General features: G+C 66.7%; 23 protein-coding genes. 11 read left to right on the top strand and 12 right to left on the bottom strand.

Annotation, left to right across the window (positions count from 1 at the left end; all coding sequences use genetic code 11):
- Window position 1 precedes the first annotated feature (1 nt).
- Window positions 2-958 carry a helix-turn-helix domain-containing protein gene (locus tag JVX91_RS27310; RefSeq protein ID WP_205337153.1) on the bottom strand — a complete coding sequence of 319 codons (957 nt, stop codon included), beginning with the start codon at window positions 956-958 and terminating at the stop codon, window positions 2-4.
- A gap of 128 nt (window positions 959-1,086) precedes the next feature.
- On the opposite strand from JVX91_RS27310, the gene JVX91_RS27305 reads away from it, so the two are divergent.
- The 4 genes from JVX91_RS27305 to JVX91_RS27290 all read left to right on the top strand — a co-directional run bounded on the left by JVX91_RS27305 (window position 1,087) and on the right by JVX91_RS27290 (window position 3,645).
- Complete coding sequence (locus JVX91_RS27305; RefSeq protein WP_205337152.1) at window positions 1,087-1,569, top strand: nuclear transport factor 2 family protein; 483 nt, start codon at window positions 1,087-1,089, stop codon at window positions 1,567-1,569.
- Between the two features lie 73 nt (window positions 1,570-1,642).
- Entirely contained in the window at window positions 1,643-2,344 is a 702-nt protein-coding gene (locus tag JVX91_RS27300; protein WP_205337151.1) for a glutathione S-transferase C-terminal domain-containing protein, read from the top strand.
- Complete coding sequence (locus JVX91_RS27295) at window positions 2,341-2,646, top strand: GIY-YIG nuclease family protein (protein WP_205337150.1); 306 nt, start codon at window positions 2,341-2,343, stop codon at window positions 2,644-2,646. Before JVX91_RS27300 ends, JVX91_RS27295 begins: the two co-directional genes overlap by 4 nt.
- 63 nt (window positions 2,647-2,709) lie before the next feature.
- Window positions 2,710-3,645, top strand: a complete 936-nt coding sequence (locus JVX91_RS27290) for a glutathione S-transferase family protein (protein WP_205337149.1) — start codon at window positions 2,710-2,712, stop codon at window positions 3,643-3,645.
- Here the strand turns inward: JVX91_RS27290 and JVX91_RS27285 are convergent.
- From JVX91_RS27285 to JVX91_RS27275, 3 genes are all read right to left on the bottom strand, one after another.
- On the bottom strand, window positions 3,626-4,552 hold the full coding sequence (locus JVX91_RS27285) for a DUF4344 domain-containing metallopeptidase (RefSeq protein WP_205337148.1): 927 nt from the start codon (window positions 4,550-4,552) through the stop codon (window positions 3,626-3,628). The two genes, JVX91_RS27290 and JVX91_RS27285, sit on opposite strands and share 20 nt — an antisense overlap.
- A 233-nt stretch (window positions 4,553-4,785) precedes the next feature.
- Window positions 4,786-5,793: a nucleoid-associated protein YejK gene (yejK, locus tag JVX91_RS27280; protein WP_205337147.1), complete on the bottom strand. Its 1,008-nt coding sequence runs from the start codon at window positions 5,791-5,793 to the stop codon at window positions 4,786-4,788.
- Between the two features lie 115 nt (window positions 5,794-5,908).
- Window positions 5,909-7,273 carry a TAXI family TRAP transporter solute-binding subunit gene (locus tag JVX91_RS27275; protein WP_205337146.1) on the bottom strand — a complete coding sequence of 455 codons (1,365 nt, stop codon included), beginning with the start codon at window positions 7,271-7,273 and terminating at the stop codon, window positions 5,909-5,911.
- A 133-nt stretch (window positions 7,274-7,406) separates the two neighbouring features.
- Here JVX91_RS27275 and sbcD point away from each other — a divergent pair, with 133 nt between their 5' ends.
- The 4 genes from sbcD to JVX91_RS27255 all read left to right on the top strand — a co-directional run bounded on the left by sbcD (window position 7,407) and on the right by JVX91_RS27255 (window position 13,367).
- The gene (gene sbcD, locus JVX91_RS27270; protein WP_205337145.1) at window positions 7,407-8,627 is read left to right on the top strand and encodes an exonuclease subunit SbcD; all 1,221 of its coding nucleotides are present in this window, start codon (window positions 7,407-7,409) and stop codon (window positions 8,625-8,627) included.
- Window positions 8,624-12,073 carry an AAA family ATPase gene (locus tag JVX91_RS27265; protein WP_205337144.1) on the top strand — a complete coding sequence of 1,150 codons (3,450 nt, stop codon included), beginning with the start codon at window positions 8,624-8,626 and terminating at the stop codon, window positions 12,071-12,073. Before sbcD ends, JVX91_RS27265 begins: the two co-directional genes overlap by 4 nt.
- Entirely contained in the window at window positions 12,073-12,525 is a 453-nt protein-coding gene (aac(6'), locus tag JVX91_RS27260) for an aminoglycoside 6'-N-acetyltransferase (protein WP_205337143.1), read from the top strand. Before JVX91_RS27265 ends, aac(6') begins: the two co-directional genes overlap by 1 nt.
- A gap of 350 nt (window positions 12,526-12,875) precedes the next feature.
- Window positions 12,876-13,367, top strand: coding sequence for a DNA starvation/stationary phase protection protein (locus JVX91_RS27255; RefSeq protein ID WP_240201801.1), 492 nt, complete (start codon window positions 12,876-12,878; stop codon window positions 13,365-13,367).
- Window positions 13,368-13,493: 126 nt separating this feature from the next.
- Here JVX91_RS27255 and JVX91_RS27250 read toward each other — a convergent pair whose 3' ends face one another.
- Both JVX91_RS27250 and JVX91_RS27245 read right to left on the bottom strand, forming a co-directional pair.
- Window positions 13,494-14,294: a hypothetical protein gene (locus JVX91_RS27250; protein WP_205337141.1), complete on the bottom strand. Its 801-nt coding sequence runs from the start codon at window positions 14,292-14,294 to the stop codon at window positions 13,494-13,496.
- Window positions 14,295-14,320: 26 nt separating this feature from the next.
- Window positions 14,321-15,556 (bottom strand): dienelactone hydrolase family protein, encoded by a 1,236-nt coding sequence (locus JVX91_RS27245; protein WP_205337140.1) that lies wholly within the window; start codon window positions 15,554-15,556, stop codon window positions 14,321-14,323.
- A gap of 170 nt (window positions 15,557-15,726) precedes the next feature.
- On the opposite strand from JVX91_RS27245, the gene JVX91_RS27240 reads away from it, so the two are divergent.
- On the top strand, window positions 15,727-16,269 hold the full coding sequence (locus JVX91_RS27240) for a hydrolase (protein WP_205337139.1): 543 nt from the start codon (window positions 15,727-15,729) through the stop codon (window positions 16,267-16,269).
- A gap of 17 nt (window positions 16,270-16,286) precedes the next feature.
- Here the strand turns inward: JVX91_RS27240 and JVX91_RS27235 are convergent, their stop codons facing one another.
- Window positions 16,287-17,177 carry a LysR family transcriptional regulator gene (locus JVX91_RS27235; protein WP_205337138.1) on the bottom strand — a complete coding sequence of 297 codons (891 nt, stop codon included), beginning with the start codon at window positions 17,175-17,177 and terminating at the stop codon, window positions 16,287-16,289.
- A gap of 158 nt (window positions 17,178-17,335) precedes the next feature.
- On the opposite strand from JVX91_RS27235, the gene JVX91_RS27230 reads away from it, so the two are divergent.
- Window positions 17,336-18,859, top strand: a complete 1,524-nt coding sequence (locus tag JVX91_RS27230; protein ID WP_240201672.1) for an MFS transporter — start codon at window positions 17,336-17,338, stop codon at window positions 18,857-18,859.
- Between the two features lie 100 nt (window positions 18,860-18,959).
- On the opposite strand, the gene rlmF is transcribed toward JVX91_RS27230, so the two are convergent.
- From rlmF to JVX91_RS27205, 5 genes are all read right to left on the bottom strand, one after another.
- Entirely contained in the window at window positions 18,960-19,949 is a 990-nt protein-coding gene (rlmF, locus tag JVX91_RS27225; protein ID WP_205337137.1) for a 23S rRNA (adenine(1618)-N(6))-methyltransferase RlmF, read from the bottom strand.
- A gap of 58 nt (window positions 19,950-20,007) precedes the next feature.
- The gene (locus JVX91_RS27220) at window positions 20,008-20,586 is read right to left on the bottom strand and encodes a VTT domain-containing protein (protein WP_205337136.1); all 579 of its coding nucleotides are present in this window, start codon (window positions 20,584-20,586) and stop codon (window positions 20,008-20,010) included.
- 10 nt (window positions 20,587-20,596) lie between these two features.
- Window positions 20,597-20,893 (bottom strand): winged helix-turn-helix domain-containing protein, encoded by a 297-nt coding sequence (locus tag JVX91_RS27215; protein ID WP_205337135.1) that lies wholly within the window; start codon window positions 20,891-20,893, stop codon window positions 20,597-20,599.
- Between the two features lie 31 nt (window positions 20,894-20,924).
- The gene (locus tag JVX91_RS27210) at window positions 20,925-22,754 is read right to left on the bottom strand and encodes an SLC13 family permease (RefSeq protein ID WP_205337134.1); all 1,830 of its coding nucleotides are present in this window, start codon (window positions 22,752-22,754) and stop codon (window positions 20,925-20,927) included.
- 114 nt (window positions 22,755-22,868) lie between these two features.
- Complete coding sequence (locus JVX91_RS27205; RefSeq protein ID WP_205337133.1) at window positions 22,869-24,524, bottom strand: thiamine pyrophosphate-binding protein; 1,656 nt, start codon at window positions 24,522-24,524, stop codon at window positions 22,869-22,871.
- A gap of 225 nt (window positions 24,525-24,749) precedes the next feature.
- Between JVX91_RS27205 and JVX91_RS27200 the strand changes: the two genes are divergently transcribed.
- Window positions 24,750-26,654, top strand: coding sequence for a M14 family metallopeptidase (locus JVX91_RS27200; RefSeq protein WP_205337132.1), 1,905 nt, complete (start codon window positions 24,750-24,752; stop codon window positions 26,652-26,654).
- The last annotated feature ends 344 nt before the right edge of the window (window positions 26,655-26,998 follow it).

Raw genomic sequence — 26,998 nt, 5'->3', positions numbered from 1 at the left:
CTTACGTCTGCCGTCCCAGCAACCGCTGCCGGAATGCCCCCGGCGTCTCCCCGCATACCTGCTTGAACAGCCGCGCGAAGCTCGCCCGGTCGGCATAGCCGACGTCGCTGGCGATGCGCTCCAGCGAGCGCGCCGGATCACCCAGCGCCTCCTGTGCCGAGGCGATGCGCAGGCGCTGCACGTAATCGTTTGGCGACATCCCCACCTGCTCGCGAAAGCGCCGCAACAGCGTGCGCGTGGAGCAGTGCACGCGCTGCGCCAGGCTGGAGAGGTCGAAGGGTTGCGCGTAGTTGTCCTCCAGCCAGGCCAGCAACGGCGCCAGCGGTGAGCCCGCGGGCAGCGGATCGGGCAGCAGGGGAGTGAAGCGCCGCTGGCGGCCTCGCCCGTGCTCGAACACCAGGGTCGCCGCCGCCCGCCGTGCCAGGGCCGCGCCGGCCTCGCGCTCGATCAGGTACAGGCAGAGGTCCAGGCCCGCCTGCGCCCCGCCGGAGCAGAGGCGGCCATCGTCGTCGGTGCAGAGGGCGTCGATATCCAGCCGCACCTGGGGATAGCGCTCGCGGAATGCCGCCTCCAGCGCCCAGTGCGTCGTCGCGCGGCGGCCATCCAGCACCCCCGCTTCGGCGAGCAGGAACGCGCTGCTGCACAGGCTGCCCAGCTGCGCACTGCCAGGTGCGCGGCGCAGCCAGGCGAGCAACGGCTGGTTGGCTGTGAAGGTCATGGCGATATCCGCGCCGGTGGCGGGAATCAGCAGCAGGTCACAGCCCGAGGCGAGATCGAGCCCGCCTTCCACTTCGATACGGCCAAAGGGCAACTGCACCGGCTCCCCGTCGGCGCTGACCCGCACCACCTCGAAGCGGCGCGCGCCGGCCAGGCGGTTGGCGAGGTGGAAGCTGTCCATGGCCAGGCCAAGGCTGGAACACAGGGTTTGCGGGCAGACGAACAGGGCTATCCTGAACATGGCGTCTCGCTGTGCATGGGGGGGGAGGAGTTTGGCGCTATTGGTCATAATGTTGTCGATATTGCCAATCGTGTCCAGTCCACTCCATGCCGATACTGCACACATTCCCTCCTGCCGCGAGTGCTGACATGGCCCACCCCCACGCCCAACTGATCGAGCGTTTCTACCAGGCCTTCCAGCGCCGCGACGGCGACGCCATGGCCGCCTGCTACAGCGCCGACGTGCACTTCAGCGACCCCGTCTTCACCGATCTGCGTGGGGGCGAGGCCGGGGACATGTGGCGGATGCTGACGACGCGGGCGCAGGACTTTTCTCTCAGCTACGAAGGCGTCGAGGCGGACGATCAACGCGGCTCGGCGCGCTGGGTGGCGTCCTACACCTTCACCCAGACAGGCCGGAAAGTGACGAATCACATCCAGGCACATTTCCAGTTCCGTGACGGATTGATCTGTCGTCACGCGGACTCCTTCGACCTCTGGAAGTGGTCTCGGCAGGCCCTTGGCGCCAAGGGAACCCTGCTGGGCTGGGCGCCGCCGGTGCAGGCGGCGATTCGCGCACAAGCGGCAAAAGGTCTTGCGGCCTATCGCGCACAACGGGCCGCGCGCGCTTGATCCGAGGCTTTCGGGCTCGCCCGGCGCGGCTGGATAGGCTTAAATGACAGGCGACTGAAAGCCGGACGCCGCCATGATCACACTTTTCCAGTTCCCGCCCGCCTTCAACGTACCCAATGTCAGCCCTTTCTGCCTGAAGCTGGAGACCTTCCTGCGCCTGGCCGGGCTCGAATACCAGATCAAGCATGTGATGGACCCGCGCAAGGGCCCCAAGGGCAAGCTGCCCTTCGTCACGCTGGACGGCAAGCCCATCGCCGACACGTCGATCATCATGCGCACCCTGCAGCAATACTATGAATTCGACCTGGATGCCGGCCTGGACGCCCGCGGGCGTGGCTGGGCCGTGTCGATCACCCGTTTGTGCGACGAGCACCTGGTGCCACTGCTGGTCTATTTCCGCTGGCTCGACGAACCCGGTTTCCGCCAGGTCAAGGACGTCATGTTCCGTGGCATCCCGGCGCCGTTGCGCCCGGCCGTGGGCGTGCTCATGCAGCGCAAGATCCGCGCTGACCTGAAGGGCCGTGGCCTGATGCGCCATAACCGCGAGGAGTTGCTCAGCTTCGCCCGCGACGACCTGGAGGCGCTGGACGGCATGCTCGGCGACCTGCCGTACTTTGGTGGCGCTCAGCCGTGCAGCGCGGATGCCGCCACCTACGGGGTGCTGGCGAACCTGATCCTCAGCACCCTGGAAACCCCGCTCAACGACATGGCGCGCAGCTATGAACGCCTGGTCGCCTACTGCGACCGCATGCAGGCGCGGGTCTGGGCGTCGTGACGGCGGCCCAGCCCAAACCCTGGTTCGTCTACCTGGTGCGCGCCGAGAACGGCGCGCTCTACTGCGGCATCAGTGACGATGCGCGGCGCCGGTTCGAGGCCCATCGCAGTGGCAAGGGCGCGCGTTTCTTCCACTCGAGCCCGGCGCAGGCGCTGGTCTACGTCGAGGCCTGCCCCGGCAAGGGCGACGCCCTGCGCCGCGAGCGCGCGATCAAGGCGCTGACCAAGCTGGCCAAGGAGCGCCTGGTACTCGCCAATCCATTCTCCATCAGCGCCGTGGATGTCGTCCCATCCGAGGGATGAGGTAGGACTCGCCCCGCGCACGGGTTAAGCTGCCGGACCACCTTCCGGCCGTTGGAGCCTGTGATGTCCGAGTTGATCCTGCACCACTACCCGACTTCGCCCTTCGCCGAAAAGGCGCGTCTGATGCTGGGCTTCAAGCAACTGTCCTGGCGCTCGGTGACCATTCCGCCGCTGATGCCCAAGCCGGACCTGATGCCCTTGACCGGCGGTTACCGCAAGACGCCGGTGTTGCAGGTCGGCGCCGACATCTACTGCGACACCGCGCTGATCGCCCGCCGCCTGGAGCAGGAAAAGGCCGTGCCGGCGCTGTTCCCCGAAGGCCACGAGTTCACCTCCGCCAGCTTCGCCCAGTGGGTCGACTCGGTGATCTTCCAGCACGCCGTCAGCCTGGTGTTCCAGCCGGAATCCATTGCCATGCGCTTCGGCAAGCTGCCGCCGGAGTTCCTCAAGGCCTTCGTCGCCGACCGCAGCCAGCTGTTCAGCGGCGGCACCGCGAGCAAGCTGTCGGCCGAGCAGGCCAAGCACCAGTGGCCTGCGTTCATGGCGCGCATCGAGCAGCAACTGTCCCGCGAGGAGGGTGATTTCCTCTTCGGCGAGCCGTCCATCGCCGATTTCTCGCTGGCCCACTGCCTGTGGTTCGTCAAGGCTACCCCGGTGACTTCGCCGCTGGTGGATGACTATCCGGCGGTCAGCGCCTGGCTTGCCCGCGTGCTCGGTTTCGGCCATGGCGCGTCCAGCCCGATGAGTGCCGACGAGGCCATCGCCGTCGCCCGCGACAGCCAGCCCGCCGCGCTGCCGGAGGATGGCTTCGTCGACCCCAATGGCTTCCAGATCGGCCAGCGCGTAGTGATCGCCGCCACCGACTATGGTTGTGATCCGGTGGAAGGGGAGTTGCTGCATGCGGGCCGCGAGAGCCTGATCCTGCGTCGCGAAGATCCGCGCGCGGGCGTCGTCCACGTTCACTTCCCGCGCATCGGTTTCAGCATCCGCCCGGTCTGAGTCCTGCCGGACCGGGGCACCGCCGCATCATCGGCGTACGCAAGCGCGGCAGGTTCTCGGCCATGTCGCGGAAATGCTGCAGGCGCTCGTAACAGAGCGCCATTTCCCCGCTGTTGCTGTTGTACCAGGCGTCCGGCGCGCCGCAGCTGACCAGCTGGATCGTCAGCGGACGCGGCGGGCGGAACAGGCGGAAGACCTCGTCCACCATCAACTGCAAGTGGTCGCCGTCACGCAGCAGGGCGATCAGCGGCAGCGTCGCATCGCGATCCACCGCTGGCGTGTCGTAGTTCAGACGCAGCGCGGCGCGATGCTGAATGGACGCATGTCGTCGCGCGTGGCGAATCCACTCCAGCGCCTTGCTCGCCTGGCGAAACTCCTGGTCGCAGTAGACGGCGCGCTCGTAGGGCAGGCCAGTGAGCGGCGGCAGCCAGTCCAGCCGCGCCATGTCGCTGCCGTACAGCAGGCAGGCGATGTTGTAGTAGCGCTGCTCGTCCAGCGGATGGCTGTCCCAGGCCAGCACCTGGTCCGGCGGCGGCTTGGGCGTCTGCCATTCCAGGCGCCAGTAATCGGCGATGTCCAGCAGGCGCGCGTCCACTTCGTCGCGCGGCAGCTTCGCGTAGAGGCGGAACAGCAGGATGAAGCCGAGCTGGTCCGCCGCGTCTTCCTCGCGCCCCAATACGGGCAGGTCGTACTCGGCGATCAGCATGTGCCCCATCTCGTGCATCACGCTGAATTCGGCGTTGGCCAGGACGAAACGCGCGACGTTGGGCGTCAGCGCGGGTGACGCCGCGGCGGCCAGGGCGAGGTGGGTACAGAGCAGGAGCAGCAGCGCGAGAGCCGAGTGGTGCACCCGGGGATGCCCGGAGAGCGGGGAAACTGCGGCGGTGAGAGCGTGCAGGGCAGACATGGCGGCCACCGCGAACGTGAGGCGCCTGGATTGACTCTAGCAGCGCGGAGCCGGCCGCTCTGGGTTGTTTTGTCGGAAGTTGGCAGGTTGGCGAGCAAGCTCGCTCCTACGGGTCGCCGGAACGCCCAGCGGGCTTTTTGTAGGAGCGAGCTTGCTCGCGAACCGCACAGCGTCAAATCGTCAGCCACAAAAAAGCCCATCGCGAGATGGGCTTTTTCGTCAGCGCACGGACCTCAGTCCTTGCGCCGCTTGAGCTGGTCCTGCAATTGGGTCGGCAGGCCGCGGATGATCAGCATGTCGCGCGCCTCGTCGTACTCCACCTTGCTGCCCAGCAGGTGCGCTTCGAAGCTGATCGACAGCCCCTCGGCGCGGCCGGTGAAGCGGCGGAATTGATTGAGGGTGCGCTTGTCCGCCGGGATTTCCGGCGACAGGCCGTAGTCCTTGTTGCGGATGTAGTCGTAGAAGGCGCGTGGCGCCTGGTCGTCCATCAGCTCGGAGAGCGCGTCCAGGGCCATCGGCTCGCCGATCTTGGCCTGGCTGGTGGCGTAGTCCACCAGCACGTCGGTCTTCTCGCGGGCCTGCTCTTCGGGCAGGTCTTCGCTCTCGACGAAATCGCTGAAAGCCTTGAGCAGCGTGCGGGTCTCGCTCGGGCCGTCGACGCCCTCGGTGCAGCCGATGAAGTCGCGGAAGTAGTCCGAGACCTTCTTGCCGCCCTTGCCCTTGATGAAGGAGATGTACTGCTTGGAGGTCTTGTTGTTGCGCCACTCGGAAATATTGATCCGCGCTGCCATGTGCAACTGGCCGAGATCGAGGTGGCGCGACGGGGTGACCTCCAGCGACTCGGTCACCGCCACGCCTTCGCTGTGGTGCAGCAGGGCGATGGCCAGGTAGTCGGTCATGCCCTGCTGGTAATGGCAGAACAAGACGTGGCCGCCGGTGGAGAGATTGGACTCTTCCATCAGCGACTTCAGGTGTTCGACCGCCTGCACGGAGAAGCCGACGAAGTCCTTGCCGCCGTCCAGGTACTCGGTCAGCCAGCCGCTGAACGGGTAGGCCCCGGATTCGCCCTGGAACAGGCCCCAGGCCTTGTTCGGCTTGGCGTTGTAGCTCTCGTTGAGGTCGGCCATCAGGTTCTCGATGGCCTGGGAGTCGCCCAGTTCGGCTTGGCGCGCGTGCAGCGTCGCGGGATTGCCGTCGGGCTTCTTGTCGATCAGGTGGACGATGGCGTGACGAATCGGCATGGCGGACCCGGATGTTCAGTGCCGGCCACGCCGCGCGCATCGAGGCGGCGGCGGGGCGGGCGGATTGGAAAACGCCAGAGTTTACCCGACCCGGCGCCGGGATGCGCGACGCCGATCAGTCCGCCGCCGGCGCCAGCCCCGCATCGCGTTCACGCCGATTACGTCGCAGCTGGCGCAGGCGGCGAATCACGTAGTTCAGGTGCAGGTGCAATTCGTACAGCTCGTTGTAGTACGACAGCGGCACCTCGACCTTCGCCAGCTCGGCTTCGAGTTGCTCCAGGCGTTCGATCTCGGTGCTCAATTCGGCGCTGCCCGTGCGCTCGTCCAGGCGCCGGTCGATTTCGCGCAGGTAGCGGTACCAGCGGTAGATGCGCGCGCGGATGCGCCAGCGGTACAGCGGGCCGATGGACTTCATCAGCGGAATGAGGATGGCGATGAAGGGAATCAGCAGGATGATGTAGCGATCCGCGAGCGAGGCGATACGGAAGGGCAGGAAGCGCTGCAACAGCGGCGGGCCGTTCTTGTAGTAGCGCTCGGCGTCTTCCTGCAGACCCAGGGTGCGCGGCTCGGCGCTGGGGAAGGCGCCGGCCGGGTCGAGCAGGGTGCCGCTCTTCATCACCTCGCGCGCCGCTTCCAGGATCAGCGGGGTGAGCGCCGGGTGGAAGGCATCGTTGATCACCAGGGTCGCCACCGGTGCGAGCGTGGCGATGTCCTGGTCCGGCATGTTCTGCGCCAGGTTCAGCAAGCCCTCGCTGACATCCACGCGCTTGAGGAAGGGAATCCGTGCTTCGTAGGCGTGGGCACGGCGGAAGCCGGCGAGCTTCAGCTCGGGGCTGGCGGCCAGCCGTTGCACCAGCGGGTTTTCCGCCGGGCCGACGAAGAACGCGGCATCCAAATCGCCGGCCAGCAGCTCATTGGCCACGGCGTTGCCGCCGCGTGCCTGCCAACCCGCCGGCAGCGGTTGGAAGGGAATCTCGTTGGCCGTGAGGATCGCCTCGGTCACCGCCTCCGTGCCGCTGCCCGCGCTGCCGATGGCGACGCGCAGCGCCTGCAGGTCGGCCAGGCGGTCGATCTTCGCGTCGCGTCGCTGGAACAGCCACAACGGCTCCTGGAACATTGCACCGAGGGTGTGCAACTGCGCGCGCTGCTTGGCTTCCAGCTGGCGCTCCTGGCCGCTTTGCACCAGTGCCAGGTCCACGCCGCTAGCGCCATCCAGCAACTCGCCCAGGTTCTCCCTCGAACCAGAGGTGCGTACCAGCTTCAGGTCGAACCCCTGCTTGGCCAGTTCTTCCTTCAGCCGCTGGCCGAACACCGCATAGCTACCGCCCGGCGCGCCAGTGGCCAGGGTGGCGCTCATCGGTGGCGGCGGGGCGACGAAGTAGAAGACGGCCGCCACCAGCGCGGCCAGCACCGGCACCAGCCACAGGTTGGCGCGGACCAGGATGGCGAGGTCCTTGAGCATGTTCAGAAGGCGTTGCATGGGGAGTCCTTGTGGCGACTGCTGTCCTGAAACGATAGCCAGCCTGCGCGGCGACGGCAGGCGAATCCGCCAATGCGGGGGCGGAAGCCGCTATCATCCGAATCCTTCGAAACACGGCTGCGGACTTCACGGCATGCGCATTCTCCACACCTCCGACTGGCACCTGGGCCAGCACTTCATGGGCAAGAGCCGCGAGGCCGAGCACCAGGCCTTCTGCGCCTGGCTGATCGAGCAGGTACGCGAGCAGGCCGTGGACGCGGTGATCATCGCCGGCGACATTTTCGACACCGGCGCGCCGCCCAGTTATGCGCGTGAGCAGTACAACCGCTTCATCGTCGATTTGCGCGATACCGGTGCGCGCCTGGTGGTGCTGGGCGGCAACCATGATTCGGTGGCGATGCTGGAGGAGTCCCGCGACTTGCTGGCGTGCCTCGACACGCAGGTGATCGCCGCCGTCGGCACCGACCTTGACCGCCAACTGCTGGTACTGCCGCAGCGCGATGGCCAGCCCGGCGCGATCCTCTGCGCGATCCCGTTCATTCGCCCGCGCGACGTGCTCACCAGCCAGGCCGGGCAAAGTGCGCAGGACAAGCAACTGGCGTTGCAACAGGCGATCCAGGCGCATTACCGCGAGCTGTTCGAACGCGCCGAGGCACAGCGCGAGGACCTCGGCCGGCACCTGCCGATCATTGCCACCGGGCATCTCACCACTGTGGGCGCGAGTGCCAGCGAGTCGGTGCGGGAAATCTACGTGGGCACGCTGGAAGCCTTCCCCACCAGCGCCTTCCCGGCGGCGGACTATATTGCCCTCGGCCACATCCACCGACCGCAGAAGGTAGGCGGGCTGGAGCACATCCGCTACTGCGGCTCGCCCATCGCCCTGAGCTTCGACGAAGCGACCCAGGGCAAGGAAGTGCTGCTGGTGGATGTCGATGACAGCGGCCTGCGCAGCGTCACCGCCTTGCCCGTGCCGCGCTTTCAGCCGATGAAGTCGGTGTCCGGCAGCCTCGCCGAATTGCCTGCCGAACTGGCCCGAGTCGCCCGTGAAGGCAGCGCGGAACAGCCAGTATGGCTGGAAGTCCTGGTGCACACCGACGACTACCTCACCGATATCCAGCTGCGCGTGGAAAAACTCTGCGAAGACCTGCCGGTGATCGTCCTGCGTACCCGAAAAGCGCGCGGCACCGCACAGGCCGCGCTGTTCAGCGAGTCCAAGGAAACCCTCGACGAGTTGAGCCCCGAGGACGTGTTTCGCCAGCGCCTGGACGCCGAGGAACTGGACGCACCGCTGCGCGAACGGCTGACCGGGCTCTACCGCCAGGTCGTCGCCGACCTGCAGGAGGAGCGCTCGTGAGAATCCTCAGCCTGCGCCTGAAGAACCTCAACTCGCTCAAGGGCGAGTGGAAGATCGACTTCACCGCCGAGCCGTTCGCCGGCAACGGCCTGTTCGCCATCACCGGGCCGACCGGGGCGGGCAAGACCACGTTGCTCGACGCCATCTGCCTGGCGCTGTACCACCGCACGCCGCGCATGAGCGTGCTGTCGCAGAGCGGCAACGAGCTGATGACCCGGCACACCGCCGACTGCCTCGCCGAGGTGGAGTTCGAGGTGAAGGGGCAGCCGTACCGCGCCTTCTGGAGCCAGCGCCGCGCCCGCGACAAGGCCGAGGGTGCGTTGCAGGCGCCGAAGGTCGAACTCGTACGCATCGACCGCGCCAGCGGTGAAGGCGAAATCCTCACCGACAAGATCAACGACAAGCTCAAGCAGACCGAGACCCTCACCGGCCTCGATTTCGAACGCTTCACCAAGTCCATGCTGCTGGCCCAGGGCGGCTTCGCGGCCTTCCTCGAAGCCAATGCCAACCAGCGCGCGGAACTGCTGGAAGAGCTCACCGGCACGGAAATCTACGGCCTGATTTCCCAGCGCGTGTTCGAGCGCACCCGGGAAGTGCGCGGTGCCCTGGAGCAACTGCGCGCCCGTGCCGAGGGCTTCGAGTTGCTCAGCGCCGAGCAGCGCGGCGATCTGGAACAACAAGGCCGCGACGCCGCCGCGCAGGAAGCGACCTTGCACGAGCAGCAAGCCGCCCTGCAGGTTCAACGCCGCTGGCGTGAAGACCTGACCCGCGCACAGCAGCAGGTCGAGCAGGCCACCGCGCAAGAGGCCAGTGCGCGCGAGTCGCTGCAGCAGGCACAAGCGGATATCAAGCGCCTGGCAGACAGCGAGCCCGCCGCGCGCTTGCAGCCATTGCACCAGGCTTGGCGCAGCACCCAGCAGAGTGTCGAGCAGGATCGACTCGCGCTTGAGGATAACCGTGCCCAGCAGGCCGTCAGTCACGACCAGGTAGCCCACGCCATGTGGGCAGCCGCGCAGTTGGCGCAGCAAGCGAGCGATAGGCGCGATGGTGAGTGGCGGGCTGTCGGCGAACAGCGGCAGGCGCTTGAGGCGCGGCTGGCGCAGCATCCCCACCGTGCGCGGCTGGGCGAGCTGCTGGGCGGCTGGCGTGCGCAGTTCGCCCAGCGTTCGCGCCTGGCGCAGGCCATCGCTGAATTGCAGCGGCAGGCGCATGCGGTTGACCAGGCCTTGCAGACCGCGGCCACGCACCGGCAGACGCTTCACGGCAGCGTCGAGTTCATGCGGCAACAGTTCGAGGTGGCCGTCGCCCAGGAGGCGCAGCACCAGCAGCAGCTCGACGCCGTGCTGGGCGGCGCGACCGAGAGCGCGCTGCGCGAGCGTCTACAACAATCGCAGTCGCATGGCCGTAGTCTCGATCGCCTGGAGCAACTGGCCCAGGCCCGCACCCAGGCCGCTGCGCAACTGGCGCGTTGGCAACCGGAGCTGGTTGCGCTGCGGCAGCGAAAGACCGAGCGCGATGCAGCTATTGTCACGTTGCGCGAACGCTACCAGGCGACCAAACAGCAGGTCGCCGACAAGGAAAAACTGCTGCAACAGGAGCAGCGCATCCATCAGCTGGAGCACCTGCGGGCGCAGCTCCAGCCGGGCGAGGCCTGCCCGCTGTGCGGCTCGCCGGAGCATCCGGCGGTGGCGGCCTACCAGGCACTGGACGTGTCCTCCACGCAGCGCGCACTGGAACAGCTGCGCCAGCAGTTGACCGAGCTGGAGAGCGAAGGCATCGCCCTGCGTGGCGAGCTGGCGGAACTGGATGCGCAATGCGTGCAGGGACAACGTCAGGTGGACGATGCCCAGGCCGCGCTGACTCAGCATCAGGAAGCGTGGCGGCAATTGTGCGCCGCGCAGGGGCTGGCGCTGGAGGATGACCAGCAGCTCACCGCCGAGCGCGAACGCCATGAAGCGGCGCAGTCTGGCTTGCAGCGGCAGTTGACGGCGCTGGAGGAGCACAGGGTTCATTGGCAGCAGGCGCAGCAGCAGCGTCAGCAGGCCGAGCGTGATCATGCCGACGCATCACAGCAGCTGGCGTTGTTCGATCAGAAGCAGATTCACGAGCGTCAGCGCCAGGACGAACGCGCCCAACAACTGGCCGCGCAAGGTGTCGAGCTTCAGCAACAGGATGCAGCGCTGGTCGCCGCCCTGGACGAGCTGGGCTACGCGATGCCGGCCGATGGCGAGCAATGGCTGGCCGAGCGCACGGCAGAGTGGCAGCAATGGCAGCAGGATCAGTCGGAGGGCCAGCAGCTGGCGACGGCTGAGCGTGATGCCGAACAGCTCGCCCAGGCTGCGCGGCAGGTGGCGCAACAGTGGTCGCAGCGCTGGCAGGCTGCCGGCTTTGCCGAACGGGAGCCTCTGGCGGTTGTGCCTGCGCCACAACAGGCCCTGGCACAGGCTGACGAGCAACTGGCCGCCGCGCAACGCCAGGCCGACGCCTTGCAGGGCCGCGAGCAGACCCTGCGTGAGCGCCTGGAGAATGAGCAGGCGCGCCTGGCGGAGCGGCTGGCGAGCTGGCAGCAGGCGCTGGCGGCGAGTCCCTTTGCCGACGAGATGGCCTTCCTCGCCGCGTTGCTCGACGATGATCAGCGCGCGCACCTGACGCAAATGCGCCAGCGCCTGGAAACGGCGATCACCGAAGCCGTCACCCTGCACACCGCCGCTGCGCAGGATGTGGAGCGCCTGCAGGTCGAACCCCGCGGCGAGCTATCGCTGGAAGAACTCGACCAGCAGTTGCAGGCGCTCGCCATCCAGCTGCGCGAGCTGGGACAGCGTCAGGGCGAAATTCGCGCGCAATTGCAGGGCGACGACAACCGTCGTGCCAGCCAGCAGAGCCTGTTCGCCCAGATCGCCCGGCAGGAGGACGAACACGACCTCTGGCAGCGCCTCAACAGCCTGATCGGCGCGTCCGATGGCGCACGCTACCGGCGCTTCGCCCAGGGCCTGACCCTCGATCATCTGGTGCACCTCGCCAACCGCCAGTTGCAGCGCCTGCACGGCCGCTACCAGCTGGCACGGCGCAGCGACGGTGAGTTGGAGCTGGAAGTGATCGACACCTGGCAGGGCGATACCGCACGCGACTGCAAGACGCTGTCCGGTGGCGAGAGTTTCCTGGTCAGCCTCGCGCTGGCGTTGGCGTTGTCCGACCTGGTCAGCCACAAGACCAGCATCGACTCGCTGTTCCTCGACGAAGGCTTCGGCACCCTCGACGGCGAGACACTGGAAGTGGCGCTGGATGCCCTCGACAGCCTCAATGCCACGGGCAAGACCATCGGCGTGATCAGCCACGTCGAGGCACTGAAGGAGCGCATCCCGGTGCAGCTCAAGGTGCATAAGGGTGTCGGCATGGGATACAGCCAGCTGGAGAGTCAGTTCCGATTCAACCCGGAGAAGTCCTGATGGACAGGCAGGTACGGCACTGCGAAGAGAGCGATCTGGCCGACTGGATCGACCTGCGCCTGCAACTCTGGCCGGGCGATCACGCGGATGAGTTCCGCGAGGAAGCACGGGACATTCTCGCGCAGCCGGAGCGCTTCTGCGCCTGGCTTGCGCGCGACGAAAAGCGCAGGGCTATCGGCCTGGCGGAAGCCTCGGTGCGCCACGATTATGTGAACGGTACCGAAGGCTCTCCGGTGCTTTTCCTCGAAGGTCTCTATGTCACCGAGGCCGCGCGCCGGCAAGGCGTGGCGCGGGCTCTGGTGCAGGTGGTGCAAGCCTGGGGACGCGCCCGTGGCTGCGTGGAATTCGCCTCCGATGCCGCGCTCGACAACACGGCGAGCCATGCGCTGCACCGCGCCCTGGGCTTCGTCGAGACCGAGCGGGTGGTGTACTTCCGCAAGCCGATTCGCTGATCGGACCTCAACGGTCGGAACGCCCGCGCATGACCGCGGTCAACTTGCAATCGACGCCAGGCGAGATAGGCTCAAGACCGCGTAAGTCAGCCGTATCCGCCTGGGTCGGCATCCACAGGTATCGTGATCTTTCGTAGAGGTGATTTGTGATGAAGAAATCCGCATCGGCTCCGAAGAAACCCGCAGCGGCCAAGCCCGCCGCGAAGCCGGCTGCGAAAGCGGCCAGTAAACCCGCCGCGAAAACCGCCGCTGCCAAGCCGGCCGCCAAGCCCGCTGCAGCCAAACCCGCCGCGAAGACGGCTGCAGCAAAGCCTGCCGCAACCAAACCCGCTCCCCGCCGCGCGCCTGCCCTGGCCACGCCGTCGGACCTGAGCAAGAACGCCACCCGCGATCTCTCCGCCGCGCTCAACCGCCTGCTCGCCGACGTCTTCGCGCTCTACCTGAAAACCAAGAACTTCCACTGGCACGTGAGTGGTCCGCACTTCCGCGACTACCACCTGCTGCTGGACGACCACGCCACCGAGATCTTCGCGATGACCGACGCCATCGCCGAGCGCACCCGCAAGATCGGCGGTAACACCATCCGTTCCATCGGCCACATCGCCCGCGACAAGCGCATCCTCGACAACGATGCGGAGTTCGTGCAGCCGCTGGACATGCTGGCCGAGCTGCAGGAGGACAACAAAACGCTGACCTCCTACATGCGCGAAGTCCATGACCTGTGCGACGAGTACCACGACATCGCCACCGCCAGCCTGATCGAGAACTGGATCGACGAGACCGAGCAGCGCACCTGGTTCCTCTTCGAGACCAGCCGGCGTGGGGACAGCACGGGGCACTGATCCCGCGACGCGCAGCACTCCATGACGCCGCGTCCCTGACAGGGGAGCGGCGTTTTTTCATGCCTGCCAACAGGTGGAGAGTCGAGTCGCGCCGGATGCCGATCGCGGACGGAGTCCGCTCCTACGCTAAGGCTTGCTCTGCCAGAAGGTCGAGAACTCCTCGAACGGGTAGCGCGTGCCGTCGTAGCTGACGGTCTTGCGGACGGCCCGCGATGCGCCGACATCCTCGCCAGCCGATTCGCGCTGCACCTTCGAGCTGATGATCAGGTCGGCATAGCCGTGGTGGCTTTCCTGGCCCATCGACAGGGTGAGTTGTGATCGTTCGATCACCGTGTGCTCATCGCTGCAGGTCTGGCCCTCCAGCGTCGTCCACTGCCGCAGGTAGGTGCGGAATACCTCCTTCAACGTATCGCCCTGCGGTGCGTACAGGCTGAAATCATCGTAAGACCAGGCGTCCGGGCAGCTCGCGCCGCGTGCCACGCTGCCGATGATCAGGCCGAAGCCGCGGGCGTCCGGCGCCAGGCGATAGCGGGCGGTGTCGATCCACAGGCTGGAGCTGTCGATTTCCACCATGGCGTCTTCGCCGATGCTGTCGTCGACGCGCGTCACCAGCTTGCCGCTGCTGGTGTCGAGTTGCCCGACCAGCAGGTTCAGGTTGCGCTCGCCCGACTCGGTCTTGTCGTTTGCCGCGCTGTAGGCGACGGCGACCACTTCGAGCTTCGGATCATCCGGCCAGGCCTTGCAGGCAGCTGCGACCACCGGCGTTGCAGCACCGGACTCCGGCGCCTGCCAGCCCTGCTGGCCGAGCAGCCCGGCCAGGGTCTGCAGGGTGCCGTCGTCGCACGGCTGTGCGGTGCGCTCCGCCGCGCCGACGCTGCCGGCAAGTACCAGCAGCGCGGCGCAGGTCCATTTCCCTATGGGGTACATCGATGGCTCCTTGTGGGGGTGGAGGATCAGCGACCTTCGCTGTCCTTCCACTTGTTCATCAGGGTGTTGGAGACCAGGCTTTCATCGAGCAGCTTCTTCGCCGTTTCCACGCCGGCCACCGGCAGCCCGGCGGGGTCGAGCAGACCGATCTGCACCAGCACGCTGGCCTGGTCCCAGTAGATGTGTTCGTGGCACAGCTTGTCGCCACGGAAGCGGATCACGCCGAGCATGGGGATTTCCACGTACTTGCCGGTGGGCGGTACGCCGGGGAGCATCCAGTCGATCTCGGTGGAGTGGGTGAAGCACATGACGAATTCATCCACCACCTGCAGGGCGCCGACGGTGCGGGAGATCGGCACCAGCTTCATGTCCGGCGGATTGCCGTGGACGAAGTGGTTGCGGTAGAAGCGCGCCAGTTCGTCCTGGCCGACGCCGCCGGTCATGGTGGGGATATGGTTGACGTAGGGCTGGGCGACCATCGTTGCCATGGTGGCGGGCACGTCGCGGGCGGCGAATTCGTGGTGGATGTGGTCTTCCCAGAGTTTCGACAGGTCGAAGTCCGGGCCGATCTCGCGTTTGAGCGCGCCGATGCTGCGCTCGTGGGCCATCAGCGCGGCGGGCTTGTCGAAGTGCATTCCGTTGGGGCGGGCGAAGGCGTGGTCGACGCCGGGGTAGCTGTAGATCTCCGCCTTCGACAATTTGCCCAGCACCTCGCCAATGGCCGCGCGGGCGTTCGCGTCGCAATACACGTCCTGCTCGGCGAAGTGCAGCACCAGGCGACCCCGGATGTTCTGCGCTTCATCCAGCATGTGCTCGATGCCCATGCCGTAGTAGCCGACCGAGCAGGCCGCGTCGGTGCGCGCGGCGGTGAGGTAGGCAAGCTTGCCTCCGAGGCAGAAGCCGACGTAGCCGAGGCCGCGGTCTTCTACTTCCGGCAGTGCGCGCAAGGCGTCCATGGCGGCGGCGATGTCGTCCACGCCCTTGTCCACGTCGAAGCGCTGAAACAGGCCGATGGCCTGGCCGAACTCGGCCTCGCTGTAGCCCAGCTCGAGGTTGGGCTGCAGGCGCCAGAACAGGTCGGGCACCAGTGCGACGTAGCCTTCCTCGGCGTAGCTGTCGGCGATGCTGCGCATGTTGGCGTTGACGCCGAAGATCTCCTGGCCGATCACCACGCCAGGGCCACGCCCGCTGGTCGGTACCGCGAGATAACCGCTGAAGCTGCCACTGCCGTCACGCGCGGCGATGCTGATGCTCTTGCCCATGTTCCCTGTCTCCCAGGCTCGTTGTTGTGTTGTTCTGGCGCTGCATAGGGTGCGTGCTGGCGCGCCTCCTGCCAAGTGGCCGATGGTGCGATGGCGGTTGACAGCATGCCGCTGCGGGACCACAACTCGGGTTCGAATCTCGCGTTCCCATGCAACGGAGGACACCCACGATGCTGCTGCGCGCCCAGGCTTCGACCCTGCTGATCATCGACATCCAGGAACGCCTGTTCCCGGCCATTCACGAGGCCGAATCGGTGCTGGAACACAGCGCCTGGCTGCTGGCCATCGCGCGCCGGCTGGGTGTGCCGGTGCTGGCCACCGAGCAATATCCGAAGGGGCTGGGACCGACCGTGCCGGCGCTGCGCGATGAGCTCAACGATGGTGAGGTGCTGGAGAAGATCGCCTTCTCCGCCGTCACCGACCCCGGCTTGCTGCAGATGCCGGGTGGTGATCGCCGGCAATTCGTGGTGTGCGGCACCGAGGCGCACGTCTGCGTGTTGCAGACCGTGCTGGGGCTGCTGGCCGAGGACCGCGAGGTGTTTGTGGTGGCGGACGCCGTCGGCTCACGCCGCCCGCAGGACAAGGCGCTGGCGCTGGAGCGGATGCGTCAGGCGGGCGCGGTGATCGTCTCGCGGGAGATGGTGGCGTTCGAATGGCTGGAACGCGCGGGCACGGAAACCTTCCGCGAGATCAGCAAGCAGTTCATCCGCTGATCGCTCCTTGGGCATCCTTAACGGGTGACGAACAGTCGGTCGCCGAGGAAGTCGAGGAACACCCGCAGCTTTAGCGGCATGCGCCGGCCCGCCGGCCAGAGTGCATGGAAGCTACCCTGGTGCACGGTGTGCTCGGCCAGCACCTGCACCAGCCTGCTGTCGTTCAGCGCGCTGCGCACGGCGAAGTCGGGCAGGCAGGCGATGCCCATGCCCTGGCTGGCGACGTTGATCAGCATGTCAGCGGTATTGCAGATTAGCCCGCCCTCCAGGCGCGGCTCCGACTCACCCGGCGCAAGGTTGAGTGGCCAGCGTTGCACCAGCCCGCTGCTGGGGTAGCGGTAGTGCAGGCACAGGTGCTGGTTCAGGTCGGCCGGCCGGCGAGGCGTACCGTATTGGCGCAGGTAGGCCGGCGCGGCTACCAGCAGCAGGCTGAAATCGCCCAGCTTGCGCGCCTTGAGCCGCGAGTCGCGCAGTTCGCCGCCGCGTACTACCAGGTCGAAACCTTCCTCGATGACGTCGACCAGGCGGTCGGTGAAGTCGATGTCCAGCTGGATGCGCGGATAGCAGCGCAGGAACTCCGGCAGCACCTGCGGCAACAGGCCGGCCACCAGCGGCATGCTGACTTTCAGCCGGCCGCGCGCCTGCTGGGTGGACAGCGCCAGTTCCTGCTCCGCCGCCTCCAGCTCGTCGAGGATGCGCCGGCAGCGTTCGAGGAACAGTTGGCCCTCGTTGGAGAGGCTGAGGCTGCGCGTGCTGCGATGGAACAGGCGCACGCCCAGGCGTTCTTCGAGGCGCGCGATGCTCTTGCCCACCGCCGAGGCGGAAAGACCGAGCAGGCGCGCGGCCTGGGCGAAGCTCAGGGTGTCGGCCACCTGGAGGAAGACGCGCAGGCCGTTGAGGCTGTCCATGTGAATGCGTCCGTGTGGGCGGGCGGCCATTGTGCCGCATGACGGTACGGGGATTGCGGACAGCAGTGTCCGTTATGTTCGGAATCCTAGCCTGTTTTTCCGCAATGCCGGGTTGAATAGTGTGCAGCGGGTCTTCTTCGGATCATCACGGACCCACCATGACTCTCTCCCACGATACTCAACCAGGCAGCAACGACGCGTCGCGCTGGCTGCTGTTGCTCGCCGCCAGTCTGACGGCAGTGCTGATTCCCCTGTGTTTCACCGGTCCGGCGGTGGTGCTGCCGGCGATTGCCCACGAGCTGGGCGGTTCGGCGGTGGAGCTGAACTGGATCGTCAACGGCTATGTGCTCGCCTATGGGGCGGCGATGATGGCGGCCGGTAGCCTGGCGGACGTTTACGGCCGCAAGCGAATCTGGCTGATCGGCCTGGGTCTGTTCTGCGCGACTACCCTGGCGATTCCCCTGGCACCTTCGGTGGTGGCCATCGACGTGCTGCGCCTGTTGCAGGGCGCGGGTGGTTCGGCGGCCTTCGCCGCGGCCATGGCGGCGCTGGCGCAGGAGTTCGAGGGACCCATCCGCACGCGGGTATTCAGTCTGCTGGGGACGACCTTCGGCGTTGGCCTGGCCTTCGGCCCATTGCTGGCCGGCTGGCTCACCGACGGACCGGGCTGGCGCTGGGTGTTCCTGGTGCCGGCGGTCTGTGCGCTGGCTTCGGTGCCGATGGTGCTGCGCTATTGCCGCGAGACACGCGACCCGCACGCGCGCGGGCTGGATTGGCCCGGTGCGCTGAGTTTCACCGCTGCGCTCAGCCTGTTCACCTATGGCCTGCTGCTGGCGCCGGAGCAGGGCTGGGGCAGTATTGCCGTGATGCTCACGCTGGTATCGAGCGCCGTGTTGCTGGCGGCGTTCATCGTCATCGAACGTCGTGTCGAACGGCCGCTGCTGGACCTGTCGCTGTTCAGCCAGTGGCGCTTCGTTGGCGTGCAATTGCTGGGGGCCTCGCCGGCTTTCGCCTACGTCGTGCTGATCGTATTGCTGCCCGGACGCTTCATCGGCATCGAGGGCCAGGGCGCGTTGCAGGCCGGTTGGACCATGTTGGCGCTGTCGGCGCCGCTGCTGATGGTGCCGTTCCTGGCGGCGCTGCTGGCGAAGCACATCAGCGCAGGTAGTCTGTCGGCGCTCGGTTTGCTGATCGTCGCGGGCGGGCTGCTCTGGCTGGCGCGCAATCTCGCGGACGGGGTGGCGCCGGACGCGCCACTGCTGGTGATCGGCATCGGTATCGGTCTGCCCTGGGGGCTGATGGATGGGCTGGCGGTGAGCGTCGTCGAACGCGAGCGCGCCGGCATGGCCACCGGCATCTTCAACACGGTGCGGGTGTCCGCCGATGCGGTGGCGATCGCGGTGGTCGGTGCCTTGCTGGCAACCTTGATCGCGGCGCAGTTGGAGCCGCTGGGACTGGGCTCGACGGAGCGCCTGATGAGTGCCAACCAGTTGGCCATCGGTAACCTGGCGGCAGTGGTCGAACTACTCCCGCACGTGCCAGTGGAGCAATTGCGCGGCGATTACACGGCGGTGTTCAGCCGCGTACTGGAGCTGCTCGCCGGGATCACGTTCATTGTGGCGGGGCTGGTGTTCGTGCTGCTGGGCCGTGAGCGCATCCCGGCGATGGTGGCCGAGGCCTGACGGACCGCGAAAGCTGCGGCCACCTGTAGGGCGGATAACCGCTTGCGGTTATCCGCCGTGCTCTGGGTGATGGCGGATAACGCGTGCCGCGATATTCGCCCTACGGCAAGGTTCGGCGGTGTTCGGGCTCCAGGAAGGTCCAGGCGACGAAGCGACTCTGCTTCTGGCCTTGGGCCATGTCCACGGTGCGAATCGTGATGGCGCCGGCCTTCTTCAGGGCGCGGCGGAAGTCGTCGAGGTTGCCGGCCTTGGACACCAGCGAGCTGAACCAGCGCACCTGCTGGCCGACTTCCGCGCTCTCCACCGCCAGCTTGCGCAGGAAGGCGATCTCGCCGCCTTCGCACCACAGCTCGTTGCTCTGCCCGCCGAAGTTCAGCTTGGGCAGTTGGCGCGACGGGTCGAGCTTGCCAAGGTTTTTCCACTTGCGCCGGCTGCCGTTGCTGGCCTCTTCGGGCGAGGAGTGGAAGGGCGGGTTGCACAGGGTCGCGTCAAAGCGTTCCTCGGCGCCCAGTAGCCCGTGGAAGATGTGCTTGGGGTCGTGCTGCTGGCGCAGTTCGATCGCCTCATTCAGGCTCGGATTGCCATTCAGGATGGCGTGGGCCGAAGCCAGGGCCGCAGGCTCGATGTCCGAGCCGAGGAAGCGCCAGCCGTAGTCGCGGTGACCGATCAGCGGGTAGATGCAGTTGGCGCCGACGCCGATGTCCAGTACGCGCACATCCGGTCCGCGCGGCACGCTGCCGCCGTTTTCCTCGGCGAGCAGGTCGGCCAGGTAGTGCACGTAGTCGGCGCGGCCGGGGATCGGCGGGCAGAGGAAGCCGGCGGGAATATCCCACTGGCCGATGCCGTACTGCGCCTTGAGCAGCGCCCGGTTGAACACGCGCACCGCCTCGGGGTTGGCGAAGTCGATGCTCGGCTTGCCGTAGGGGTTGGTGATGACGAAACGGCCCAGTTCCGGGCAGCCCTCGATCAGCGCCGGGAAGTCGTAATGCCCTTGATGGCGGTTGCGCGGGTGCAGCAGGTTCGGCCGCTTGGCGGCGGGGTCGCGCAGGGTTTCAGGTTTGCTGGCGGGGCGTTTCGGTGGTTTCGACATGGGAGGCGCGGGGCTGGAAGGCGGTGGGCGATTTTCCCACAGATGCGCTCGCCGTGCCTCAGCCGATCAGCACGTTGCTCAGCCGGTCGAACAGCAGGCAGCAGAGCAGCAGGGGAATGGGCAGGCCGAAGACCGTGCCGAGCATGTAGGGCGCGAAGCCGATGCCGGAGAGGGCCAGGCTGTAGTTCAGCGTCGGCGAGGTGATGAAGGCATGGCGCAGGAGGAACACGCTGCTCGCCGGGCGCTGGTCGAGGTGGCTGAACACTGCGCGGGTCAGCCTGTTGTTCAGCAGGCGCAGGCCATTGCCGCCGACGGCACGCACGATCAGGAAGGTGAAGCCACAGGAAAACACTGCCGCGCAGTAGGTGATCAGTCCGCCCCAGAGCTTGCCCATGGTCAGCACGGCGGCGGCGAGGAACAGCAGGCCGGGGATGTGCAGCAGGTTGCCCAGGGCGAACAGCCCGACGAACAGCAGCATCCCACGCAAGCGGTTGTCGGTGAGTTCGCTGCGCAGGTAGTCGAGGCTGAACTCCTCGTGCAGGCCGCTGGCGCGATAGAGCAGCGCCAGCACGATGGCGAAGGCCAGCAGCAGGATCAGTCGCCGAAAGCGCCAGATGGCGGGAGGGAGGGCAAGCATGGCAGCGGGCTCAGGGGTATCGCAGGATATCCTTGATCCGCGAGAGGTGCGCGGCGATCCAGCGAGGATCGATGGCACCCCAATCACGGATGCGGTAGTGACCGGCGTTGTTGCGTTCGCCGTCGTGCTGCTCGAAGGCGCAATCGATGTCCAGGTCGGCAAGGGCAGCCAGGGTGTCCTGGGCGGTGCGCCGGGGCATGCCGGTGGCTTCCATCAGCGCCGGGACGCTGGTGGCGGTGCCGCTGTCGATCAGCCAGGCGACGTACAGGCGACGGTAGAAACTGCTTTTCGTCTTGCTCACTTCCATCGAGACGCTTCCTTGGGGCCTTGTTGGACGACTACAGCGGCAGCAGCCAGGGTACCAGCAGAACGCTGACGATCATCACCAGAATCGTAAACGGTACGCCAACCTTGACGAAATCTCCGAAGCGATAGCGTCCGGGGCCGAGCACCAGGGTATTCACCGGCGAGGAAATCGGCGTCATGAAGGCCGCCGAGGCGGCCAGCGCGACGATCATCGCGAAGGCTTCGGGAGAGGCGCCAAGTGCCTTGGCCGTGGCGATGGCCACCGGCGCCATGAGCACGGCGGTGGCGGTGTTGGAGATGAACAGGCCGATCACCGCGGTGAGCACGAACAGGCTGGCGAGGATGGCATAAGGGCCCGCGCCGCCGAGGGCGCCGACCAGCCCGTTGACCGCCAGGGTGATCCCGCCGGTCTTCTGCAGGGCGAGAGCGAAGGGCAGCATGCCAACGATCAGCAGTAGGCTCTGCCAGTGGATGGAGCGATAGGCGCTGTCCATGTCGATGCAGCGGAAAGCGCCCATCAGCAGGCAGGCGATCAGCGCGGCCATGACGTTGGGCACCAGCCCGCTGACCATCAGGATCACCATCACCGCCAGGCTGAACAGCGCGTGGGGCGCCTGGCTGGCGGCGGGAGCGGCCTCGTCCACCTCGGCAGGCAGGCTGAGGACGAGGAAGTCGCGGGCGCGTGCCTGCAACTGGCGGATTTCCTTCCAGCCGCCGATCACCAGCAGGGTATCGCCGACCTTCAGCTTGGCCTCCAGCAGGCCCTCCACCAGCGCCTCGCGGTTGCGCCGCAGGCCGACCACGTTGAGACCGAACTGGCTGCGGAACTCCAGGTCGCGCACGCTCCTGCCCAGCAATCCGGACTCCGGCGGCAGGGTGACTTCGGCCATGCCCACCTCGTGGGCGCGTTCGGTGAAATAGTCGCCCTGCAGGCTCAGCGGCTCCAGGCCGAACTCGTGGTACATACCCAGCAGGTCGCTGCGATCACCGTAGATATCCACCAGCAGCACGTCGCCGGCCTGCAGGAGAATGTTGGCGGTCGGGCTGAGAATCTTCAGGCGAAAATGCACCATGCGCTCGATGGCGACCACGTTGGTCCCGGCGCGGGCCCGCAGCTCCACATCGCCCAGGCTCATGCCGACCAGTTGTGAGTCGGCGCGGATGCGCAGGCGACGTTCGCGGCCGGCCAACTGGTAGTCGCGGATCAGGTCGCTCAAGGTGCGCCGCTTGACGCTCTGCCCGGCGTCACCCGGGTCATCGCCCAGCCAGCGCCGCGCCACCAGCATGTAGCCGACGCCGAGCACCAGCACGACCAGGCCGAACGGGGTAAAGCTGAAGAAGCTGAAACCCTTCGAGCCTTCACGCACCAGCTCGCTGTGCACCACCACGTTGGGTGCGGTGGCGACCAGGGTGAGCATGCCGCTGATCAGCCCGGCGAAGCTCAGCGGCATCATCAGCCGGCGCGGAGAGACATGCAGACGCGCGGCGATGCTCAGCACCACGGGGATAAAGATGGCGACCACGCCGGTGGAGCTCATCACCGAACCGAGGCCGGCCACGGCGAGCATCAGCAACACCAGCAGGCGCGTCTCGCTGGCGCCGGCTCGGCGGGTCAGCCATTCGCCGATGCGGTAGGCCACGCCGGTGCGCACCAGGCCTTCGCCGATGACGAACAGCGCGGCGATCAGGATGACGTTGGGATCGGCGAAGCCGGCCAGCGATTCCTGCACGCTGAGGATGCCGGACAGCGGCAGGGCGACCATCACCAGCAGGGCGACCACGTCCATGCGTGGCCGGTTGATGATGAACAGCCCGACCGCAGTGGCGAGCAGGGCGAGGACCCAGATCAGTTGCAGACTCATGCGCTTCCCTAGCGTTTTTTCGGCGCGCCATTGTGCCCGCTGCGATGGGCACGATGCGTTGATCCGATGCAGCTTAGCGAAGCGTGACGCCCTGCGCGCGGGACGATCCCGTGGTTACGGGAGGCGCGCGACCGGGGTGATCTGCTTCGGATCGGTGCGCAGTTCGATCAACGCCGGCTTGCCGCTGGCCTGGGCGCGTTCGAAGGCGGCGGCGAAGTCCTCGGTGCGTTCGACCAGCTCGCCGTGGGCGCCGAAGGCCCGGGCGAGGGCGACGAAGTCCGGGTTGCGCAGCTGCGTGGCACTGATGCGGCCGGGGTATTCGCGCTCCTGGTGCATGCGGATGGTGCCGAGCATGCCGTTGTTGACCACGATGACGGTCAGTGCCGCGCCGTACTGCACGGCGGTGGCCAGCTCCTGCGGGTACATCATGAAGCAGCCGTCGCCGGCGAAGCACACCACGCTGCGTTGCGGGTCGCGCAGCTTGGCGGCGATGGCGGCGGGGAAGCCGTAACCCATGGCGCCGTTGGTGGGGGCCAACTGGCTGCGGGGGCTGCGGTAGCGGTAGAAACGGTGCACCCAGACGGCGTAGTTGCCGGCGCCGTTGCTGATCACCGCGTCGTCCGGGAGCGTTTCGTTGAGGTACTGGACGACCTGCGCCAGGTCTACGCCTTGCGGTGGTTCGGTAGGTTGCGGTGGGGTGGCGTAGGCCAGGTAGTCGGCGCGGGCGGCGGCGGTCCAGTCGGCCCAGGGTGCTTCAGTGATGGGTTCGAGACTGGCCAGGGCGGCGGCGATCTCCGGCATGCCGGCCTCGATCGTCTGGTCGGCCTGGTAGACGCGGCCCAGCTCGCTGGCGTCGGCGTGTACGTGGATCATCGCCTGCAATGGACGTGGGCTCTGGATGAGGGTGTAGCCGGCGGTGGGCGTTTCGCTCAGCCGTGAGCCGAGCACCAGCAGGAGATCGGCTTCCTGCACCCGTGCGGTGAGCTTGGGCGAGGCGCCGAAGCCGAGCTGGCCGGCGTACTGTTCGTCGCGGTTGTCGATCAGGTCCTGGCGACGGAACGAAGCTACCAGTGGCAGGCGGTTGGCGCGGGCGAAGTGGCGGACCTGCTCGCAGGCATCACGGGTCCAGCCAGTGCCGCCGACGATCAGCAGCGGGCGCCGCGCCTTGGCCAGGCGTTCGCGCAGTTCGGCCAGCGCGTCGGTCGTCGGTGCGGCGCGGGTGATCGGCGTCGGCGCGACGTCAGCGACCTGCGCCGAGCCGAACAGCACTTCCTCCGGCAGACCGATCACCACCGGTCCCGGCCGCCCGGATTGGGCGACGCGGAAGGCGCGGGCGATGACTTCGGGAATGCGACGGATGTCGTCGATCTCCGTGGCCCACTTGGCCAGGCCGCCGAACATCTGCCGGTAGTCCACTTCCTGGAAGGCTTCGCGGCCCTTGAAGGCGCTTTCCACCTGGCCGATGAACAGGATCATCGGTGTCGAGTCCTGCATCGCGGTGTGCACGCCGTTGGCCGCGTGGGTCGCGCCCGGCCCGCGGGTGACGAAGCAGATGCCCGGGCGCCCGGTCAGCTTGCCGTAGGCGTCGGCCATGTTCGAGGCGGCGCCTTCGTGGCGGGTGACGATGGTCTGGATATCAAGGGCGTCGTGCAGGGCATCGAGCACCGGCAGGTAGCTTTCGCCGGGGATGCAGTAGACGGTATCCGCTGCGTGGCGCAGCAGGGCATCGACGAGAATCTGGCCGCCGTTGCGGGCCGGAAGGTCGGACATGGGAATCGGGTTCCTGGAGGGGGCAGGGGTGCGCTGATCTTCGAACAACTGCCACGGGGATCCAAGCGAGCATTCTTCGCAAGGTCATTCCTTCGAGGAATGAATACGCCGCCGTAGAGCGGGCGCGACGACGAACCGCGCTGGCTTTTCCCCGGCGTTGACTATGGTTGATGCACGGGCGCGCCTGCGTCCGCAGGACGTTTTGCTGCAAAAGGAGAACCTCCCATGTACCACCTCTCGTCCCGAGCATTGCTCGCCGGCCTGTTCGCCACCGCCAGCCTGCCCCTGTACGCCGCCCTGCCTTCGGCGCCGGGGTATATCGATGACAGCGGCTACGGCGCTGCGGCCAAGACCCGCATCCTGCCGGCGATGTTCGAGCAGAAGCTGACCAGCACGAAATACATCGCCAAGGCCGACAACCCGCTGATCACCCTGGCCGAATCCAGCGGCTTCAAGGAAACCTCCGATTACCACCAGACCCGTGCCTGGCTGCAGAAGCTGGCGGATGCTTCGGGCGGCGTCATCACTCTCAGCGACCTGCCGGAGAACAGCGCCACCGGCGAGCCGATGCTGCTGGTCACCGCCAGCCGCGAGGCGGACAAGTCGGCGGCGGGGCTGAACAAGTCCAGCAAGCCGACCATTTTTGTCGAGGCGGAAATCCACCCCGGAGAGGCCAATGGCAAGGACGCGATGTTCATGCTGCTGCGCGACATGACCACCGGCGACAAGCCGCTGGCCGGGCTGCTGCACAAGGTCAACATCCTGTTCATCCCCACCGTGAACATCGACGGCGACCTGCGCCGCAGCCCCTACGGGCGGATCAACCAGAACGGTCCGGAAGTCACCGGCTGGCGGGTCAACGGCCTGAACTACAACCTCAACCGCGACTTCACCAAGCTCGACAGCGCGGAAATCCGCAACGTCGCCTCGGTGTTCAACCAGTACGACTTGAGCTTCTTCGCCGACACCCATTCCACCGACGGCGCCATGTACCCCTACGACAGCTCCTATTGCCACAACGGCAACGGCTGGTCGCCGGCCTCCAGTGAATGGATGGACAAGGTCATGCGGCCGCCTGTTTACAAGGAGCTGGAAGGCGACGGCCATGTGGTCCACGAGTGCATCAGCTTCAACGACAACCAGGACCCGACCAAGGGTTACTACCCCTATCGCACGGACCTGGCGCGCTTCTCCAACCAGTACGGCGATATCCGCAACGTGCCGTCGATCCTCATCGAGCAGCACGCGCTGCATCCCTACGAAACCCAGGTGCTGGGCAACTATGTGATGCTCAAGGCGATGTTCCAGGTGATCGGTGATAACGCCGATTCGCTCAAGCAGGCCATCGCCAAGGATCGTGAGCGGCTGGCCGCGCAGAAGGAGGTGATCCTCACCTGGAAGCCCGGCAAGGAGCAGCACACGCCGTTCATCGTGGGCGACTACCGCTACGAGGAGTCGCCGATCACCGGGAAGAAGACCATCGTCTGGAGCAACAAGCCCAAGCAACTCAATGTGCCGATCAGCGATAACTCGGTGCCGGACCTGGTGGTGAAGCGGCCGAAGCAGTTCGTGGTGCCGGTGCAGTGGAGCGAGGTGATCGCGCGCCTGAAATCCCACGGCATCCAGATGAAGACCCTGGACAAGGCCACGCCCATCGAGGTGACCCTGAACCGCATGGACGACATCAAGCTGGCCGGCGGCTTCGAGCCGGATCGCGCCGCCACCAACGAGATTCCCGGCTACGAGGGGCACCTGCTGGTCAGTGGCGTGGGCAAGCCGTTCCAGCGCCTGCAGACCTACCCGGCGGGCTCTGTGGTGATCGACACCGACCAGCCGCTGGGCGTGCTGGCGATCAACCTGCTGACGGCGGAAAGCCCGGACTCGTTCTGGTCGTGGGGCTTCTTCAACTCGACGCTGGTGGTTGCCGAGGAGCCGGAGGAGTACGTGATGGAACCGATGGCGCGCAAGATGCTCGCCGAGGACCCGAAGCTCAAGGCCGAGTTCGAGAAGAAGCTCAAGGACGACAAGGCCTTCGCCAAGGACGCGCAGGCGCGCCTGCAGTGGTTCTACCAGCGCACGCCGTTCTATGACGTGAATGCCTACGTGTATCCGGTGGGGACGGTGTATTAAGAGAGAAGGGATTGCTGGGAGCAGTCTTCCCCGGCAAATCCGTGCATGTATTGGCCCTCTCCCCAGCCCTCTCCCTGAAGGGAGAGGGGGCAGTCAGTGCCGGCTGACACTTTGGTTACATTCTGCACCGAACGGTCCCCTCTCCCGCTTGCGGGAGAGGGTCAGGGAGAGGGGAATTTGATCGGCGAACGACACCGAAGCGGTGTGTCAGTGCCGCCTTGCTGTTCTCCAGCAACCTGACGGTCGTCTCGCGATTCATCGGGCGATCCATCCATGCGTTGCAGTTGGCTGAAGTGAGCACCGCGGAAAAGCAAAAGGCCCGCGCGGGGCGGGCCTTTCGGTGG

The sequence above is a fragment of the Pseudomonas sp. PDNC002 genome (assembly GCF_016919445.1).
GTDB lineage: Bacteria > Pseudomonadota > Gammaproteobacteria > Pseudomonadales > Pseudomonadaceae > Pseudomonas.
This window is presented reverse-complemented; position numbering and strand designations above follow the sequence as displayed.